We start from the raw sequence: 18,373 nt of genomic DNA on the forward strand, positions 1-18,373 counted from the left end.
CGTCTTTTGGTGTTCGTTTGTTATTATAATCCGTAAAAAATGATAAGTCTATACCTAAAGTCGAACGAATGAAAGGGTTGGGCGCTGAATTATGCTCTGATTAGATCATAATTGTTAGCATTTCGTAAAATGTATGCGGTTACTTACTTATGCTATAATACATATAGATAAATTAGGTTAAGCGCTTAAGAAAAATGGATTAGGAGTGTTACTGAAATGAGAAGATATAACTTTTGGCGTCCGATCATGCTAATTATTGTCGCGTTGCTTACGAGAAGCCTGGTGACTAACGTATGTATTTTGTTTGGTATGCAGACTGAAGTAGCGAGTAGTATAGGTACGCTGGGCATGGTCATAGCCGGTTTAGTGATGTATAATCGCATGAACATTCGCCGTCGAAAATAACGAACAGATTTCTAGAATCCGATCCATCCGGTTGAAATTATGCCCTAATTCCATTATAGATATCGGTCACTAAGAGTAAGACTTGGGAATTTTTCTCGGTCTTATTTTTTTTGTTTTGTACAAAATAGAGTTAAGCGATCAAGCATAACCTTATCGAAAAAAGTGTCTCTATATTTTTAAAGATATTTAAAATATGGCAAAGTAAAAGCAAAAAAAAAAAATTGGGAGTGGAAAAATGGTATTATCCATGGAATGTGATTACTCATCAAAAGGTTATTTAGAAAAACTCAATGCCTATTGGCGTGCTACTAACTATGTTTCCGTAGGTCAACTGTATTTGAAAGATAACCCGTTGTTAAAGGAGCCGATGAAGGATGCAGATTTAAAGATTAAGCCCATCGGACACTGGGGCACTATTCCAGGCCAAAATTTTATTTATGCCCATTTGAACCGTGTAATTACTAAATATGATTTGAACATGTTCTATATTGAAGGTCCTGGTCACGGTGGTCAGGTTATGGTTTCAAATTCCTATCTGGATGGTAGTTACACGGAAATTTATCCTGAGATTACGCAAGATATCACAGGTATGAAGAAATTGTTCAAACAATTCTCATTCCCAGGTGGGATTGCTTCACATGCCGCTCCTGAAACACCTGGTTCTATTCATGAGGGCGGTGAATTAGGTTATTCTCTTTCTCATGGTGTCGGTGCCATACTGGATAATCCCGATTTGATATCGGCTGTTGTGATTGGCGATGGCGAGGCTGAAACTGGACCACTAGCTACTTCATGGTTCTCCAACAGATTCATCAACCCAGTTACCGATGGTGCGGTCCTGCCGATCTTGCACTTGAATGGATTCAAAATCAGTAACCCAACGATCTTATCTCGTCAATCGAAAGAAGAAATTACCGCCTACTTTAAAGGTATGGGGTGGCAACCATTCTTTATTGAAGGTGAAGATCCTGATCTAATGCATCCAGAAATGGCCAAGGTGCTCGATACTATCGTCGAAAGAATTGAAGAGATTCAAAAAAATGCGCGTGAGAACAATAATCTTACTCGTCCGGTCTGGCCAATGCTGGTCTTCCGCTCTCCTAAGGGTTGGACAGGTCCAGAGCAATGGGAAGGTGTGCCCATTAAAAATTCGTTCCGTGCCCATCAGGTGCCAATTCCGGTTGACCAAAAAAATATGAAATACGCGCCAGCGTTGCTGGAGTGGCTGAACAGCTATAGACCGGAAGAGTTATTCGACGACAATGGCCGTTTGAAAGCTGAAATTGCCGAGATCCTGCCTTCAGGAGACAGCCGTATGGCTATGAATCCTGTAACTAACGCCGGCAACCTGATTAAAGACCTGCATTTGCCAGATTACCGCAACTTTACGCTTGACAATTCCGTACCAGGTCAAGTTATTGCACAAGATATGTCCGTTCTGGGTAAATACCTGAAGGAAGTTATTTCTCTTAACGAAGGAAATCGCAATTTCAGAATTTTCGGACCGGATGAAACGATGTCTAATCGTCTGGGACCTATCTTTGAAGTAACCAAACGGCAATGGTTGGATCAAATTAAGGAACCAAATGATGAATTTCTCTCATCTTATGGACGTGTTATCGATTCTCAATTGTCCGAGCATCAGGCAGAGGGTTTTCTTGAAGGGTATGTGTTGACTGGCCGTCATGGTTTCTTTGCAAGTTATGAAGCTTTCTTGCGTGTAGTCGATTCTATGATTACTCAACATTTCAAATGGCTGCGTAAGGCAAAGGATCAAAGCTGGCGTGCAGATATCCCATCCTTAAATGTGGTGGCAACTTCAACCGTATTCCAACAAGACCACAATGGTTACACTCACCAAGATCCAGGGATATTAGGTCACTTAGCTGACAAGAAGTCTGAATTTATCCGTGAGTATTTACCTGCGGATGCGAACTCCTTGCTGGCTGTCTTTGATACTGTCTTAAACGACCGTCAAAAAATAAACCTAATCGTTACGTCCAAACAACCGCGACTACAGTGGTTTAGTGCTGACGAAGCACAAGAATTGGTTGGAAAAGGCCTGAAGATTATTGATTGGGCAAGCACCGATCAAGGTGGAGAGCCGGATGTTGTCATTGCTTCTGCAGGTACAGAACCAACAATTGAAAGCTTGGCAGCAATCTCCATACTGCATGAGAAACTGCCTGAACTTAAGATTCGATATATCAACGTGGTGGACTTATTAAAACTAAGAAGTCGAAAACAGGATCCTCGTGGCTTATCTGACGAAGAGTTTGATCAGTTTTTTACAAAAGACAAACCTGTTATCTTCGCTTTCCACGGTTATGAAGGTCTGATTAGAGACTTTTTCTTTGAGCGTCATAACCATAACCTGCATGTACATGGATACCGTGAGAATGGGGACATTACAACTCCATTCGATATGCGTGTATTGAATCAGATGGATCGCTTTGACCTGACGAAGGAGACTATTCTCAGCTTGCCTGATGCGGATGAACATAAGACCATCTTGGATGAAATGGATGCGATCCTTAAGAAACATCATCAATACATTCGTGAAGAGGGAAATGATTTACCAGAAATAGAGAACTGGGTGTGGAAGCCACTGAAATAAAAACATGGTGTAACGGGTGTAGTGAAGTAAAAGACATCTTAGGGTGTCTTTTACTTTTTATGATAATTTTTACCTTTGACAGAATGAATGCGATTTCATATGATATATGTAACCGGTTACCTAGATTTGGACAATCATAAAATCACATATACTTGTCGCATCTTAAAGAGGAATCATATTTTTTTTAAGAATGTGGAACCGGTTCCACATACCTCAACAGGAGTCTCATCCGTCATTATTTCTCCAAACGAGCAAGAAGCAGAAATGCTTATGAAGTCCCTTGGTTTTCGCGAAAAGTACAAAGAAAAGCTAATTGTCACAAACGGAAAAGATGGAATTATTTATTACAAAAATGGAGAAAATATTTTCATCAAAGCGCCAGAGGTTCAAACAGTAGATACCATGGGTGCAGGGTCGGTGCTCAAGGAGGGATGCCTTTATTAAAAGAGCTGAAACAATTCATGGGCTGAGGGTATACTAGGAGGCGATTCTTTAATGCTAAGAAAAGAACCAAACGCATTAACACCACAGATGTATGCTGAGCTTCGCCGAAAAGTGGATTTTCAAGAATATTCATTAGAAGATGTCGCACAGGCCTTAGAGAAGACGCTATTTTCAGTTGTTATATTCGATGATCATAAACCAATTGGTATTGGTCGAATTGTCGGTGACGATAGAATTGTGTTCTTCATTAAGGATGTAGTAGTTGATCCTGAATACCAGAAGCAATCAATTGGATATACTATTATGCATTCCTTAATGAATTACATTCAGGAAAAAGCGTGCGAGAACGCATATATAGGTTTAATGGCTACGCCGAATACAGAGAAATTCTACGAGAAATTCGGATTTATTCAACGTCCTAATCAGGATTTTGGCCACGGAATGGTTAAATTTGTAGATAAATCATATAAAATTGATAACCCGATGGAGGATAAATAATATGTTAAAAAGACCAATTATAATTGATACAGATCCTGGGATTGATGACGCAGTAGCTATAGCTATTGCTTTGTATAGTGAAGAACTTGATGTCAAGCTAATCACAACTGTAGCAGGGAATGTGGGCGTAGACAAAGTAACAAACAATGCATTAAAGCTGCTGAAATATTTTAAAAAGGAAGTTCCCGTTGCCATGGGTGCGGCTGCCCCGCTGATTAGAACACCTCAAGATGCGAGTAATGTGCATGGTGTTAGCGGAATGGAAGGTTTTGATTTTGAAGAACCTACAAATGATCTTTTGCTTGAAGAGAATGCAGTTAATGCCATGTATAAGGTGATTAAAGAAAGTACAACCCCGATTACGCTTGTTCCGATTGGACCGCTTACGAATATTGCATTATTGTTGAAAATTTATCCCGAGGTAAAAAATAACATTCAAGATATCGTTCTAATGGGGGGATCAGCCTCCAGAGGAAATATGGGGGTAATGTCTGAATTTAATATTCATGTGGATCCGGAAGCTGCAAAAATTGTGTTTGATAGTGGACTTCCGATTGTTATGGCTGGTTTAGACGTTGGATGGAAAGCGCTTGTATTACCAGAAGACTCTGCCCAATTAGAAAACATGAACGATGTTGGGAAAATGATTCACAGCCTCTTTCAGCGGTACCGTGGCGGCAGCATGAAGACCGGGTTAAAAATGTATGATAGCTGTGCCATTGCCTATTTGTTAAAACCAGAAATGTTTGAAACGGTTGAGACTCACGTGGATATCGAACTGAACGGCAGTATGACAGCAGGAACTACAATCGTTGATTTGAAAGGATATTTAGGTAGACCTAATAATGCCAAAGTGTGTCTTGATATCGATCAGCAATTATTTCGAGAATGGCTATTAGATAGCTTGAGAAAGTGCAACTAACGAACTAACACCAACTAAATGGGGGACAGCGCGATGGACATAATCATGTACGGCTCTGCGATTCTGGCGATTGTTATTATTGTATATATGTTAATAAAGCAGATGGATATTAAGATTACACTATTCTTCATTGGTATTGTTCTAATGTTCATTGGAATACTAATGGGTAATGGAATAAGTGCTAAAGGGTTTGAATCTTCGGGTGCTGTATGGTTAGATCCATTGGTAGCCATAGCGGACCAGTTTAAATCGTCACTCACATCTGCTGGTTTTATCATTCTTATTCTTGGTGGATATACAGCATACATGTCCTATATTAATGCGAATGATGTGACCGTCAATGTATTAACGAAACCACTAGGTAAAATTAAATCGGTATATATTCTTGTGCCAGTAGTCTTTTTGCTAGGAAATTTGTTGTCTCTTGTAATACCTAGTGCCTCAAACCTGGCTATAATCTTACTTGCAACATTATTCCCTGTGTTGAAAAAAGCTGGAATGTCAACGTTATCCGCAGCTGCGATTATTGCTACATCTGCGACCATCGTACCAACGCCAATGGGTGGGGATAACGTGGCAATTGCAACTGAATTAGCACAATATGCTGAGTATGCAGGTTTGACCGTAACAGATTATGTATTCCGTTACCACGCGTTAGTCTCCATCCCTACATTATTAGTAATGGCTGTTGTACATTATTTCTGGCAAAAACGTATGGATAAAAAGATGGGCGTCGACACAGAACACGCAGAAGTTGAACTAAAGGATGTTAAGCTAGTGGAAGGTGGAAAGCTGTTTACAACGGTCTACGCTTTGTTGCCAGTGCTTCCTATCCTGTTCTTGATCGTAGTATTTATACTTCAATCTGCATCTAGTATGACTATTAATATAAGCGTTGAGGTAGTTGCCTTATTATCTTTCGCTATTGCGATTGTTTGTGAATTAATCCGTAAAAGGAATGCAAAGCAAGTGTTAGATGGTACAGAGCATTTCTTTAAAGGCATGGGCAGCGCGGTTCCAATTGTTGTTCTGCTGGTTGCGGCTTCTGTATTCGTTACTGGATTGAAATCAATTGGACTTATTGAATCCTTGGAAACAGCGATGACTGGTATTCACGGTTCCAGCCTTGGATTTATTCTTCCACTCATTCTCGTTGCCTTGACTGCTCTAATCGTTATTTTGAGCGGTAGCGGTACGGCGCTCTTCTATTCGATGATTCCTTTATTGGTTCCTCTTGCTAACGCTGCGGGTATTAACCCAATTGCAGTTACAGTGCCAATGGGTCTTGCAGGTAACCTGTTTAGAGCAGTTTCTCCAGTCGCGGCCGTTGTTCTTATTGTAGCTGGCTCCGTTAAGAAGAATCCGATTGAGATTGTAAAACGCACATCTGTGCCAATGCTTGTGGGTGTAGTCTTTATGTTCATCCTGTCCATGATCGTATTTTTATAACTAGGATATCCGGCGTAGCATAGCTGCTGTTCTGGCTCCATTAAGTATTCAGAAGGGGATGTTCCATAGCCAATGTTCATGGCTATTAGGACATCCCCTTTCGCTATTTCTTAGACTTTTTATCCCTACACTCCCAGAGATTGTGGTAATATATTACAACTAGATGATTACTATATGGGAGGTATGTGAGTGAAGCATAAATGGATGAACTCGCCGTACACCTTTGCTTTAGGGATGTTTGCGATGATGGTTCCCAGTCAGGCTTTTAGTTCTTTTTACAGTTATTTTTATGTGGAGAAATTGGGCTTGGGCATTGGACTTGCTACACTGGCCAGAACAATCTTTCTGATCTGGGATGCGGTGAATAATCCGCTGTTTGGATACTGGTCAGACCGCACAAATACCCGCTATGGTCGGCGTAGACCTTGGGTGTTCGGCTCGATTCCGTTATTTATGCTGGCGTTTGTGCTGGTGTTCTCTCCCCCTGGCGGTTTATCCGAGAATGGACTCTTCACTTGGTTTTTAGTGACGCTTATTTTCTATGAGGCTGTCGCTACGGTCTTGTGGGTGAACTATGGCGCACTGCTCCCGGAGCTCTTCCGTGGAGATCGTATTCGGGCAAAAGCATCGGCGATTCAGCAAGGGTATCAAGTGGTTGCTCTGTTAATCGGTACGGCTCTAACGCCCATCCTATTTGCAGCAATTAACTTCTCTAATATGGCTATTGTGTATGCCTGTGTCTTCGGCGTATTTATGTTTTTATGTATGATGAATGTCCAAGAGAAGAAAGAGACCACTAAGACTGAACCGTTGAAGCTCATCCCGGCTTTTCGGGAGACGGTTCGAAATAAGAAGTTCTGGGTGTTTAATATTTCGAATTCTTTTGCTCAAACGGTTAATGGACTTGTAAGCTCGATGATTCCCTTTTATGCAAAATATGTTCTACATATTTCAGAAGCACAAGTGTCTATTATGCTCGCGGCTGTCTTTGTCTCGGTCATTCCATTAGTGTTCGTGTGGTATTGGATTATTCGTAAGATGGATGGGGTCAAGGCATGGCGGCTATCGCTTATCCTATATGCTTTATCTGTCATTCCGCTATGGTTTGGGTATGATCTTGTAAGTGGTGTGGCCGCTGGCATTGTTGTTGGTTTCGGACTAGCAGGATTTCTAGTAACCCCGGCAATCGTAGGTGGCAAAATTATTGATGAGGATGCGGAGAAGACAGGTCTGAGAAGAGAAGGCATCTATACCGCGGTAAGTGGATTCATCACTCGCTCGAGCGGATTAATCTCGGCGCTGGCTTTTTTCATTGTAGGGATGATCTTTGGTTACAAGGGTGGCGATGACCCAGGGTCTGATCCAGAAGCAACGTTCCGGTATTTAATAAGCGTGGTACCGTTATGTCTGCTAGCGATATCTGTTGTCATATCTTTTACTATTAAATTTACATTTACGGGGCAATTGAGAGGTGATGCTGACTATGAGCAAAAGATTAATCATCAATTGTGATGATTTTGGGCAAAGCCCTGCCATGAATCAGGCGATTATGCATCTATTAGAAGAGGGAAAAGTATCTTCAGCGACGATAATGGCGGTGGCCCCTGGATTCGAGGAGGCGGCTAGATGGTGTAGCCGTAGGCAACAACGAAATGTGGGCCTTCATTTGACGATGACTAGTGAGTTTGAGGCTTTACGCTGGAGCAGCCTGACGGGGAACTCTTCACTACATGACGATGGCGGGCATCAATATAAGACGGTAAAAGAGTTTGAGCAGGGGGCACAGACAAAAGCTGTGCTGAAGGAGATTGTTGCGCAGTATGAGAGAGTGAAACAATCCGGAATAGTGATTAGTCATGTAGACAACCATATGGGAAGTTTATATGGCATGGAAACGGGACGCAGCTTGCTCCCGCAGACGTTGTGGAGAATTTCGCGCTGGGGATTGCCATCACGGTTCTTTCGATACATCCATCCAGAGGATCCTCTTCTAGGATCGCTGAAAAATATTGAACGTCCTGTTGCACTTGGATCCGGGCTGGCCGATACACTTGGAGTCCCGATTCCTGATTACTTGTTGTCGCATCCTTTTGGTGTGGAAGAGGGTGAGACGTACGATCGTTTCAAACAATCCATTATCGCCAAGATGTATTCGCTACCTGATGGTGTTAGTGAAACCTATATTCATCCCGGAATCGACGATCCGTGGATGCTTGCAAATATACCACATTGGGAGAAGCGAGTCTGGGAATACCGTCTACCCTTTGATGATGATTTTACCTATGCGATTCGTGATGCTAGTGTTGAATTAACAGACTATCGCTATGTACAGGAGCATTTAAAGCGCCCACGGGTAAAATCTGCGGGGAGACTGTTGAAGAAACTGATAAGTTCATGAGAGAAAATAAAAGACACCTTGAGGGGTGTCTTTTGACTATCCCATTAAACCCTTTAGTCCATTCAAGAATGGGGAAATAGATTTAATCATATTGTAGCCCATTTTCACAACCGGCATTGTTCTTTGGATCATCCCTACGAAGCCCATAATTCTACCGAATCCTGAAGCGCCTGAACTTACAGCCTCGGTAGCGCCAGCAGCCCCTCCTCCCATTCCGAAAAGTGAGCCGAATAATGGCATGAGTCCTGATACGTTCGCTTTCCGGGAGCGGGAAGAAGAGTGTTTTTTTGATTTTTTGTTTTTATTTTTATTTTTACGTGGTTTGGAGAGAGTCAATCCATCCTTATCGAGGCCAGTTATCCATCCTACATACGTACGTCCATCATGAAGCGTAACGCACACAGGTCTACCCTTGAGCTGTTCAGCTCGCTTGCGAATTTTTGCTCTGTTTGACATTTGTGGATCACCTCATTGGTCTATTTAATTCTATATTACTCAGATATTCTGGTGTTGCTTGTGCGGGTTCATCATTAATATGAAAAGAAAGTCCAAAAAATGGATGAGAAAACGTTATACGTAAATATCCATCTCAGAGGTTTTATTTCATCTACTACCGAATAGTAAATGGGGTAGAGAGACGCTTGTACATATCGGGGTAGGGTGAAAAATAATGAATAAAATTTTAGTGTTAATATGTATAGTTTGCTTAATGATTACGGGATGTAAAGAGAATATTGGCTCCAAGGAAGCAGCTTCAGAATATCTACAAATTACCTCGGGAGAACCTCAATATTCAGAAGAATCGAGTCTCGGGATAACGGAAGCAGATGTGCTGTTAATCCGGAAAAAGGTTGAACAAGTAGAGTCGAATATTTTTGTTTCATCTTACAGTTGGAGATGTAGTGAAAATGATGAGGGGACTGTAGCCATCCCATCAGAAGAAACAGAAACAGGGTTTGAGTTCTATTATATGTGCCAAAATTTTGATACAAGAGAAAAAATCATGAGTTATTTAACTACAGCACTTACGATGAAAAATGCGAAAGATGAGATTACATCAAGAATTGATAGTGGGCTTTTGGCTGAAATAGACGGGGAAATGTCAATTGTGCCTTGGGAAGGAACGGATACGCTAGACTGGGACAATGCTAAGGTCATCGCTTTTCACGTGGAAGATAAAAGTGCGGAAGCAACCATACAAGTTTTTGATGTAGGGTTTAACACCTATGACACCTATGAGGGATCTTATATTTATGAGAATGGCTGGAAAGAGGACTCTTTAAAAGTCAAAGCATCAGATGCTGATAGATCGAATGAATGAACTGAGCTACAGCCCCAAGTATCTCACGTGAAAGTCCATTGCATTTATAAAGCTGTTCTTCCGCTTATAAGATTCGAATACCAATTAGTGAAGGGGGTGGAAGGATGTTATCTGCATGGATTGGGAGTATTACTTTTGCGGGAGCGGCGATTCTTTACATATTACTGTCTTTAGGATTACCTTATGGTGAATTTGCAATGGGTGGCAAACATAGAATCATGCCCTCGCAGATGAGGATTGCGTGTGCGATCTCAGTTGTTATACAACTGATTGCAATCTTGTACTTGTTGCAGGCAGGCAACGTGATTTCTATTGGATTACCTTTTGATAGAGGTATATGTTACTTTTTTACAGTCTATCTAATTCTCAATACCGTAATGAATATATTATCGAAGAGTAAAAAAGAAAGACTTGTGATGACACCTTTGTCTTTAATCACGGCAATTTGTTTTGGGTTTACTGCCATCATGAGTGGGTCTTGAGAGAGTTATTATCAGATAAAGATTCGACGTGTTTTGATCTTGTGTATGCGCTTTCTTGGGACGCATCTGTATAAGGTGTGTTTTTTTGTATGTCTAGAGACTCTTGATCTAATAAAATAACAATGTGACCTAGGTCTTTCTTCACACGTTAATATATTTGACACGAATTTATATTAATTTTACAATTATATACTTTTTCGTCATGTTTGTGTGATATAATATCACCGAAATTATGTAAAAACTACTAGGGGGAATAAATCTTTATGGGATGGAAGACACGATGGAACAAGCCTCTCGCTTCTGTACTAGCAACTGCAGTGCTTTCAGCACAGGTCCTAGGTGGAGTCGTTTTGGGTACGGTTTGGAGTCCAGACAAAGTAGCTGCTGCACCTGCTACACCTGCTTCTGGAGCCAAGGTTGAGCTCCGTTTGATGAGCACAACGGATGTGCACACTAATGTGTATGGTTGGGATTATTTTAAGGGTGCACCATCTGTAACCGTCGGTCTTGACCGCACGTCAAGTCTGGTGAAACAAGCGAGAGCTGAAGAACCCGACAACCTCCTGCTTGATAATGGTGACTTGATTCAAGGAACTCCGCTGGGTACTTACGTGGCGAAGAAATCGGAACTGAAAGATCCGAATGAGATTCATCCGATGATTGCGGCTATGAATGTTATGGAATATGATGCTGCGACTTTTGGCAATCATGAATTCAATTATGGGTTGCAATTTTTAGATCGTACTATAAATGGTAGCGATGGTAATGAGTCAACTACCGGTGCAAATTTTGATTATGTGAATGCGAACATATATAAAACAGATGGCACGAATGCCTTTGAACCTTTTGTTATCATACCTAAAACAATAAAAGACAGTAATGGTCAAGAACAAACGATTCAAGTAGGCCTAATTGGCCTTGTTACCCCTCAAATCATGGAGTGGGATAAGGTTAATCTGGAGAACGAAGTCACCGTTAAAGATATTGCCGCAACGGCTGCGGAGTTTGTTCCAGAAATGAAAGCTGAAGGAGCAGATGTCATTGTCGCTATGGCTCATACTGGCTTTGATATTAATGCTGTTATAGGTGATGGTTCCGAGAATGACATTAATGCGTTGAGTAAGGTTCCGGGTATTGATGCGATCACATTCTCACATACCCATAAAGTATTCCCAACGGGAAATGACAGCACACTGGATGCTTTGTTCAAAGATCCGGACACTAAAAATCCTTACGATAACGATAAGGCTGTGATCGATAATGTGAATGGTCACATTAATGGTACGCCTGCTGTACAAGCTGGCTACGGCGGTGCTTATTTAGGTCTAATTGATCTGGATATTGTATACGGTGATAAAGGCTGGGAAGTAGATAAGAAGAGCTCAAAAGCTTCAACTCGTTCTATCTATAAGACAGAGAATAAAGTGAATTATCCAAAGGTCGAACCTGATCCAGCTGTAGATGATGCTGTTGCGGCAGCGCATAAAGCTACTATTGCTTATACTGAACAGAAGCTGGGTGTTACAACGGCTCCAATGAACAGTTATTTTGCAATGGTTCAGGATGATCCTACGGTTCAGCTCGTAACGTATGCACAGAAGTGGTATGTTCAGAAGTATATTGATGTCAATGTTCCTCAATATAAGGACCTACCGATTCTGAGTGTCGGCGCTCCTTTTAAAGCAGGACGTAACGGCCCAGAAGAATACACTAGTATTGATGAAGGCAACTTGACTATCCGTAGCGCAAGTGACCTCTATCTATACGATAACACGCTCAAAGCGATCAAGGTTAAGGGTTCTGTTGTTAAAGAGTGGTTGGAAATGAGCGCGGGTGCATTTAACCGCATCAAACTTGGAATCTCGACTCCGCAGTCTCTGTTGAATCCGGAATTCCAAGTCTTTAATTTTGATGTGATTGATGGGGTCCAATATAAAATTGATGTAACGAAAAACGCGAAGTACAACCCGGATGGCTCCATTAATGATGCTTCATCGAGTCGTGTGACGGAAGTGACTTACAATGATCAACCTTTAGATCTTGATCAGGATTTCATTGTTGTCACTAACAATTACCGTGCAAGCGGTGGCGGTAACTTCCCGGGCGTTAAAGGCTCAGAGTTGGTAGTGGACTCTCAAGATGAGAATCGTCAGGTCTTGATGGACTATATCAGTGAAGCTGGAACGATTGATCCTACTGCTGATGGCAACTGGTCCTTGGCACCTATTAAGGGTAGTGTGAAAGTAACGTTCACTACAACGCCTAAAGCAGCAAGTGTACTGCCGACGAACATATCCGATACGGGTCAGCAAAATGATAAAGGCTTCGGAATTTTCGAACTGGATCTAAGTGTGAAAACTCCTGCGCCAACTGCAGATGTTGAAGTTCACCTTATTGGAATCAATGACTTCCATGGTCAACTAGACACAGTTTCTACAGTGAGCAATAAATCTGTAGGCACAGCAGCTTACCTCGCGACTTACTTGAAACAGGCTCGTGCAAAGTACGAGAACTCCTTGCTCTTCCATAACGGTGACTCCGTAGGAGCATCGGCACCTGTATCCTCGCTTGAGCGCGACGAGCCGACTCATGCTTGGATGAATATGATGAAATTTGATGTAGGCTCCTTGGGTAACCATGAGTTCGACCAAGGTGTTGATGCGCTAATGACACAGCTTTATGGTGGTGCTGATCCAAAGAACAAAAAAATTATCCATGCTGGTTCTGATTTTGATTATGTGAATGCTAATGCAGTGTATGCCAAAAACGGCGAACCCATTATCAATCCTTATGTAATCAAAGAAGTCGGTGGTGTGAAGATCGGCTTTATAGGTCTTGTAACCAAATCCACACCAAGCAAGGTTGCACCTTCAGGAACAGTGGGCGTACACTTCCTCTCTCCAGAGGAGGAAGTAGTGGCTGTTGAAAAATATGCGAAGGAGCTACAATCTAAAGGTGTAGAAACAATCATCGTGCTTGCACATGATCCAGCCTCTACTAAAGATGGAGTAACTACAGGCGAAGCGGCTGATCTGGCCAATGCGCTCCCTGCGAACTCCCCTGTTGACGTTATCGTTGCTGGTGATAACCATGCACTGGCAAACGGAACGGTAAACGGCAAGTTGATTGTACAGGCGTACTCTTACGGTACAGCATTTGAAGATATCAAATTGGTCATTGACCATAAAACAGGAGATGTGAAGAGTAAGTCTGCTGTAGTAACCTCCACCCTCCATGAGGGTGTAACACCGGATCCAGAAAGTGTGGCACTGGTTAATACTTACCTTGAGAAGCATCCAGAACTGACCCAACCAGTGGGTACAACAGACGGAACTGTTACTCGTACAGATGCTTACACCAAAGAAGCTGCGCTTGGCAACTTGATTGCTGACGCTATGCGTACTGCTGATTTCGGCGATGGCGCAAAGGCTGCTGATTTTGCTTTTATGAATCCAGGTGGTATCCGTGCGGATCTTCCGAAGGGTCCTGTAACCTTCGGAGACCTTGCTAAAATTCAGCCGTTCGGCAACACGCTTGTGAAGCTGACTCTGACTGGAGCACAAATTAAAACGTTACTGCAACAGCAATGGAATGTGAAAGCTGATGGAACACCAGATATCAAAACGCTACAAATTTCCGGACTGAAATATACAGCGAATATGTATCTTCCAGTAAAGGATCGTGTTGCGAATCTTACTTTGACTAATGGAACACCAATTGATCCTATGCAGAAATATACGGCAGTAGTGAATAACTTTATGGCTGCGGGTGGAGATAACTACAAGGTTCTGACTGAAGCGAGTGATTCTCTGGCTGGTCCGATTGATTTGGACGTATTCTACGATTACATTGTGAAGACGTTTGATCGCAAAGAGATCAAGGCGGCAATTGAAGGTCGTATTACTAACAAAGAGAAGGCTGATGATACGGGATCAGGCAATGGCGATGGAAGTTCTAATGTTGTAACTCCAACACCTACTCCAACTGTAAAACCATCAGCAACGCCAGCTCCATCGGCTACACCAGCACCAACTACTACCCCAGCAGCAAACTTCAAAGATCTGGGTAAGGTAGCTTGGGCGCAAGAAGCTGTTCAAGCATTGGCTGCTAAGGGTATTATAAAAGGATTGGATGCTAATACTTTTGCGCCAACCAAAACAGTGACTAGAGCAGAATTTATTACAATGCTGGTACGCGCACTGAATCTGACGGGTTCGGCAACTACCAGTTCATTCAGCGATGTTAAGCAAGGAGTTTGGTACACGGATTCTATTGCCCTTGCGGTGAAGGCCGGACTTGTACAAGGCTCTGGAAATGGTAAATTTGAACCGGGTCGTGAAGTGACTCGTGAAGAAATGGCTATTATGATTGCTAATGCATTGAAAGATAAACTACAGCCGATTGATAAGAATGCAGCGCTGGGCAAGTTTGCAGACAAGTCCAGTATTGCTCCTTACGCACAGGACGCTATAGCACAACTGACCCAATTGGGAATTGTTAACGGTGTTGAGGGTGGTAAATTTGCACCTAAGGGCATAGCTAACCGCGCTCAAGCGGCAGTCATTATCTACCGTATGCTTGAACAAGCTTCATAATCCGATAGTTCTTCTAAAAAGTGTATCGATGATCCCTAATAGGGACTCGGTACACTTTTTCTTTTTACATTAGGTATTGCCCTTTGCGCTAATATATGATAATTTAGTTCTGCACTGCATGATTCTTTTATATTTTGTGCGGTCGTGGCGGAATTGGCAGACGCGCACGGTTCAGGTCCGTGTGGGTTAATCCCCGTGGAGGTTCGAGTCCTCTCGACCGCATACCTAAGTGCTTATAAATTAGCTGTACTTTTGAATTGCTCTTCGACCTGAAGAGCCTTTTTCTATTTATAAGGATATTTCAGATTTGGATAACTCTAATGTAAAAGAAGTGAAGCGAAGATGGAACCTAATGTAAATGTCAATACGAAGCGAAGTGTGCGGTTTCTTGAAAAATATTTTTCAGGAGAATCGTTAGATTATCGCCATATGATTGCTTTATTTATCCCTATTCTGGTAGATCAAGCCTTTATAGTGGGGCTAAATCTAGTGAATACGGCTATGATCAGTTCGTCTGGTGTGGCGGCTATCAGTGCGGTGAACATGATTGATTCCCTTAATCTTTTTCTCATTAGTGTGTTTATCGCGGTATCAACAGGTGGTACGGTTGTCGTAGCGCAGTATAAAGGAAGCGGTAATAGTCTTATGGTATCAAAAGCTACCGCAGGCGCCACTTCATCGGTTTCCCTTATGGCTTTTGTTATTGGTATGTTTGGTATTCTTTTTCATAATCCGCTGTTGAACTTACTATTTGGAGCAGCTTCACCCGAGGTAATGCACAACGCCCGAATCTATTTGATTGGGAGCTGTATCTCCTATCTTGGTATAGCTGTGGTAGAGGCAGTGTGTGGTGCTCTTCGGGGAATCGGAAGGACGAGAGCCTCGCTTGCGTTATCGCTCATTATGAACTTAGTTTACGTCCTCTTGAATCTCGTATTTATTAACCTTTTGCATATGGGCGTTCTAGGAATGACCATTTCTATAAATATAGCTCGATATTTGGGCGCGATATGCGCTCTGTATTATCTGTTCCGGATGGACAATGAACTGCATATTCGAATTCGTGACTTACTGGTGGTTCAATTCTCCATGCTCAAAAAAATAATGTTCATCGGTATGCCGTTTGCGGCGGAGCAGATGTTCTTTAATGGTGGTAAGATTCTGACGCAAGTCTTTATCGTCAGTCTCGGTACTTACGCGCTTGCTACAAACGCTATCGCCTCTTCCTTTGCGGGGATTATGCAAATTCCGGGCAATGCGCTGTCTTTGACGATTATTACAGTGGTCGGACAATGTATGGGAAGCAATAATGTTAAGGATGCTCGGAAATTTATTAAATCGTTTCTCGTAGCATCTTCCCTTTCCTTTGTGGTGATGGGATTGTTAGTTATGCCTTTCTTCCATCCGCTAGTGTCGATGTTTCATCCACCTGCAGAGATTGTGAGGGATATTTTCATAATTGTACTTATCAATACAATCGTACAAATACCGCTGTGGTCTGTTAGCTTCATAACACCGTCAGCGCTTAGAGCGGCGGGTGATTCCAAGTTCACATCCATGGTGTCTATGTTAAGTATGTGGTTGTTCCGTGTAGTACTCGGATACATCTTAGGTATTGTTTTCGATTTCGGTCTACTTGGGGTTTGGTTAGCTATGAACTGTGAGTGGGGAATTAGAGGATTCATATTTCTACGGCGCTTCATGGGTAAGAAGTGGGTTCAGCATCGTGTTATATAGTAAAAGACACCCCATGTGGGTGTCTTTTTGTTTGCCATGCATGTAGTATTATTCTTTGATCTGTGAGAACAAATCATTCAAAGCTTCACTCATTGTAGGGTGAGTAAAGATATGATCTCTCAAAAAGGTAAAATCTTGCCCTGTTTGTATTGCCATGCTCACGATATTAATCACTTCGCTAGATTCCGCACAGAACAATGTAGCTCCTAGGATTTTATTGGTTTTTGCATCCACAATTGCTTTTAGGAAGCCCTCGGTTTCGTTAATTAAGCGAGCACGTGGAATAGCTGCTGCAGGCAACTTAGCGACTTTAATTTCAAGTCCTTGTTCGACGGCTGCTTCTTCACTTATTCCTACTCTGGATAGTGGGGGATCAATAAATACACTGTATGGAACAACGTCACGGTCATTTGTGGTATGGGAATGATCGCCGAAGAGATCATTTCGTACAATTCTATAATCATCTAATGAGATGTAGGTAAACTGTAATCCGCCTTTGACATCTCCGAGGGCCCATATATGGGAAACGGTGGTTTTTAGGGAAGGGTCCACCTTAATAGCACCCCGATCTGTAACTTCTACACCGGCTGCTTCTAAATTTAATCCCTCAATGTTTGGTTTTCTACCTGTCGCAACCAGAACAGCATCGACTTTCAATTCTTGAATAGCACCATCTATCGAAAAGGAGATAACTGCTCCATCTTTAACATCCTTCAGTCCTATAACCTTTGCATTCAGTTTGACCTCAATGTTCTTCTTGGTAAAGGTTTGGAGGACGGCGTCCGCGACATCGCGGTCTTCTTTAGGAATGAATTTCGAGGAACCCTCCAGCACCGTAACCTGTGAGCCGAATTGACTGTAAATCGAAGCGAATTCCAATCCAATATAACCACCACCAATGATGGCTAGTTTAGTTGGGAGCTCCTTAAGATCCATAATGGATGTACTGGTATATACGAACTTACTATCTTGTATCCCATCAATAGTAGGAATGACGGTTTCAGCGCCCGTATTAATGAAGATTTTATCGGAGGTTAAGATTTTCGTCTCACCGGCATCCTTTACTTGGACTTCGTGATCCGATAAGAAGGAAGCTTCACCATTGATAACTTCTATATTCTCGTTCTGATTTAGATTATCGTAATTTTTTTGGCGTAGACTTGAAATAAGCTGATCCTTATTATGGACCGCTTCTATATAATCTTCCCCTTGATGGGCTTGATAAGCTAAGGATTTCGTAGGGATACAGGCGATGTTAATACAAGTTCCACCGTACATTTTCTTAGAGCGTTCAATCACGGCTACTTTCCATTTTCGATTAGCTAGTTCTGTGGCAAGGGTCTTTCCGCCTTTACCGAAACCAATAATAATAGCGTCGAACTTGTTCATTTTAATACCTCCGGGTCACACAGGATGTTTTAAATTATGCATTAAATAGCATGTTTCTTTATTATTACCCTAAATCCGAAGGCCATTAAACGAACGATAAAGAGATTTGAAGACGA

At 42.1% G+C, this 18,373-nt stretch carries 14 protein-coding genes and 1 tRNA gene; 13 read left to right on the forward strand and 2 right to left on the reverse strand.

Features of this window, described 5'->3' with window-relative positions; translation table 11 throughout:
• Positions 1-216 precede the first annotated feature (216 nt).
• From NYE25_RS22125 to NYE25_RS22155, 8 genes are all read left to right on the forward strand, one after another.
• The gene (locus NYE25_RS22125) at positions 217-405 is read left to right on the forward strand and encodes a hypothetical protein (RefSeq protein ID WP_042184077.1); all 189 of its coding nucleotides are present in this window, start codon (positions 217-219) and stop codon (positions 403-405) included.
• Between the two features lie 235 nt (positions 406-640).
• Positions 641-3,022, forward strand: a complete 2,382-nt coding sequence (locus NYE25_RS22130; RefSeq protein ID WP_341146829.1) for a phosphoketolase family protein — start codon at positions 641-643, stop codon at positions 3,020-3,022.
• 99 nt (positions 3,023-3,121) lie between these two features.
• Positions 3,122-3,466 carry a PfkB family carbohydrate kinase gene (locus NYE25_RS31330; protein ID WP_340973710.1) on the forward strand — a complete coding sequence of 115 codons (345 nt, stop codon included), beginning with the start codon at positions 3,122-3,124 and terminating at the stop codon, positions 3,464-3,466.
• Positions 3,467-3,517: 51 nt separating this feature from the next.
• Positions 3,518-3,964, forward strand: a complete 447-nt coding sequence (locus NYE25_RS22135; protein WP_076286680.1) for a GNAT family N-acetyltransferase — start codon at positions 3,518-3,520, stop codon at positions 3,962-3,964.
• A 1-nt stretch (position 3,965) separates the two neighbouring features.
• Positions 3,966-4,886 (forward strand): ribonucleoside hydrolase RihC, encoded by a 921-nt coding sequence (rihC, locus tag NYE25_RS22140; RefSeq protein WP_076299953.1) that lies wholly within the window; start codon positions 3,966-3,968, stop codon positions 4,884-4,886.
• 33 nt (positions 4,887-4,919) lie between these two features.
• Positions 4,920-6,335, forward strand: coding sequence for a C4-dicarboxylate transporter DcuC (gene dcuC / locus NYE25_RS22145; RefSeq protein ID WP_076286678.1), 1,416 nt, complete (start codon positions 4,920-4,922; stop codon positions 6,333-6,335).
• 189 nt (positions 6,336-6,524) lie between these two features.
• Positions 6,525-7,847: an MFS transporter gene (locus NYE25_RS22150; protein ID WP_341146830.1), complete on the forward strand. Its 1,323-nt coding sequence runs from the start codon at positions 6,525-6,527 to the stop codon at positions 7,845-7,847.
• Entirely contained in the window at positions 7,819-8,733 is a 915-nt protein-coding gene (locus NYE25_RS22155) for a polysaccharide deacetylase family protein (protein WP_341146831.1), read from the forward strand. Before NYE25_RS22150 ends, NYE25_RS22155 begins: the two co-directional genes overlap by 29 nt.
• A 36-nt stretch (positions 8,734-8,769) precedes the next feature.
• On the opposite strand, the gene NYE25_RS22160 is transcribed toward NYE25_RS22155, so the two are convergent.
• Positions 8,770-9,189 carry a hypothetical protein gene (locus NYE25_RS22160; protein WP_341146832.1) on the reverse strand — a complete coding sequence of 140 codons (420 nt, stop codon included), beginning with the start codon at positions 9,187-9,189 and terminating at the stop codon, positions 8,770-8,772.
• A gap of 214 nt (positions 9,190-9,403) precedes the next feature.
• Here NYE25_RS22160 and NYE25_RS22165 point away from each other — a divergent pair, with 214 nt between their 5' ends.
• The 5 genes from NYE25_RS22165 to NYE25_RS22185 all read left to right on the forward strand — a co-directional run bounded on the left by NYE25_RS22165 (position 9,404) and on the right by NYE25_RS22185 (position 16,868).
• On the forward strand, positions 9,404-10,054 hold the full coding sequence (locus tag NYE25_RS22165) for a DL-endopeptidase inhibitor IseA family protein (protein ID WP_341146833.1): 651 nt from the start codon (positions 9,404-9,406) through the stop codon (positions 10,052-10,054).
• Between the two features lie 104 nt (positions 10,055-10,158).
• Positions 10,159-10,536, forward strand: coding sequence for a hypothetical protein (locus NYE25_RS22170; RefSeq protein WP_341146834.1), 378 nt, complete (start codon positions 10,159-10,161; stop codon positions 10,534-10,536).
• A 263-nt stretch (positions 10,537-10,799) separates the two neighbouring features.
• Positions 10,800-15,131 carry a bifunctional 2',3'-cyclic-nucleotide 2'-phosphodiesterase/3'-nucleotidase gene (locus NYE25_RS22175; RefSeq protein WP_341146835.1) on the forward strand — a complete coding sequence of 1,444 codons (4,332 nt, stop codon included), beginning with the start codon at positions 10,800-10,802 and terminating at the stop codon, positions 15,129-15,131.
• A gap of 138 nt (positions 15,132-15,269) precedes the next feature.
• A tRNA-Leu gene (locus tag NYE25_RS22180) sits at positions 15,270-15,353 on the forward strand.
• Between the two features lie 120 nt (positions 15,354-15,473).
• Entirely contained in the window at positions 15,474-16,868 is a 1,395-nt protein-coding gene (locus NYE25_RS22185; RefSeq protein WP_149646340.1) for an MATE family efflux transporter, read from the forward strand.
• 48 nt (positions 16,869-16,916) lie between these two features.
• Here the strand turns inward: NYE25_RS22185 and NYE25_RS22190 are convergent, their stop codons facing one another.
• Entirely contained in the window at positions 16,917-18,257 is a 1,341-nt protein-coding gene (locus tag NYE25_RS22190) for an FAD-dependent oxidoreductase (protein WP_341146836.1), read from the reverse strand.
• Between the last annotated feature and the right edge of the window lie 116 nt (positions 18,258-18,373).

The sequence above is a fragment of the Paenibacillus sp. FSL E2-8871 genome (genome assembly GCF_038000345.1).
Taxonomy (GTDB): Bacteria; Bacillota; Bacilli; order Paenibacillales; family Paenibacillaceae; genus Paenibacillus_AQ.

Coding starts and splice junctions, on each gene's coding strand:
- NYE25_RS22125 (WP_042184077.1), top strand. CDS start 217: ATGAGAAGATATAACTTTTGGCGTCCGATCATGCTAATTATTGTCGCG.
- dcuC (WP_076286678.1), top strand. CDS start 4,920: ATGGACATAATCATGTACGGCTCTGCGATTCTGGCGATTGTTATTATT.
- NYE25_RS22175 (WP_341146835.1), top strand. CDS start 10,800: ATGGGATGGAAGACACGATGGAACAAGCCTCTCGCTTCTGTACTAGCA.
- NYE25_RS22130 (WP_341146829.1), top strand. CDS start 641: ATGGTATTATCCATGGAATGTGATTACTCATCAAAAGGTTATTTAGAA.
- NYE25_RS22160 (WP_341146832.1), bottom strand. CDS start 9,189: ATGTCAAACAGAGCAAAAATTCGCAAGCGAGCTGAACAGCTCAAGGGT.
- NYE25_RS22165 (WP_341146833.1), top strand. CDS start 9,404: ATGAATAAAATTTTAGTGTTAATATGTATAGTTTGCTTAATGATTACG.
- NYE25_RS22170 (WP_341146834.1), top strand. CDS start 10,159: ATGTTATCTGCATGGATTGGGAGTATTACTTTTGCGGGAGCGGCGATT.
- NYE25_RS22135 (WP_076286680.1), top strand. CDS start 3,518: ATGCTAAGAAAAGAACCAAACGCATTAACACCACAGATGTATGCTGAG.
- NYE25_RS31330 (WP_340973710.1), top strand. CDS start 3,122: ATGATATATGTAACCGGTTACCTAGATTTGGACAATCATAAAATCACA.
- NYE25_RS22185 (WP_149646340.1), top strand. CDS start 15,474: ATGGAACCTAATGTAAATGTCAATACGAAGCGAAGTGTGCGGTTTCTT.
- NYE25_RS22190 (WP_341146836.1), bottom strand. CDS start 18,257: ATGAACAAGTTCGACGCTATTATTATTGGTTTCGGTAAAGGCGGAAAG.
- NYE25_RS22155 (WP_341146831.1), top strand. CDS start 7,819: ATGAGCAAAAGATTAATCATCAATTGTGATGATTTTGGGCAAAGCCCT.
- rihC (WP_076299953.1), top strand. CDS start 3,966: ATGTTAAAAAGACCAATTATAATTGATACAGATCCTGGGATTGATGAC.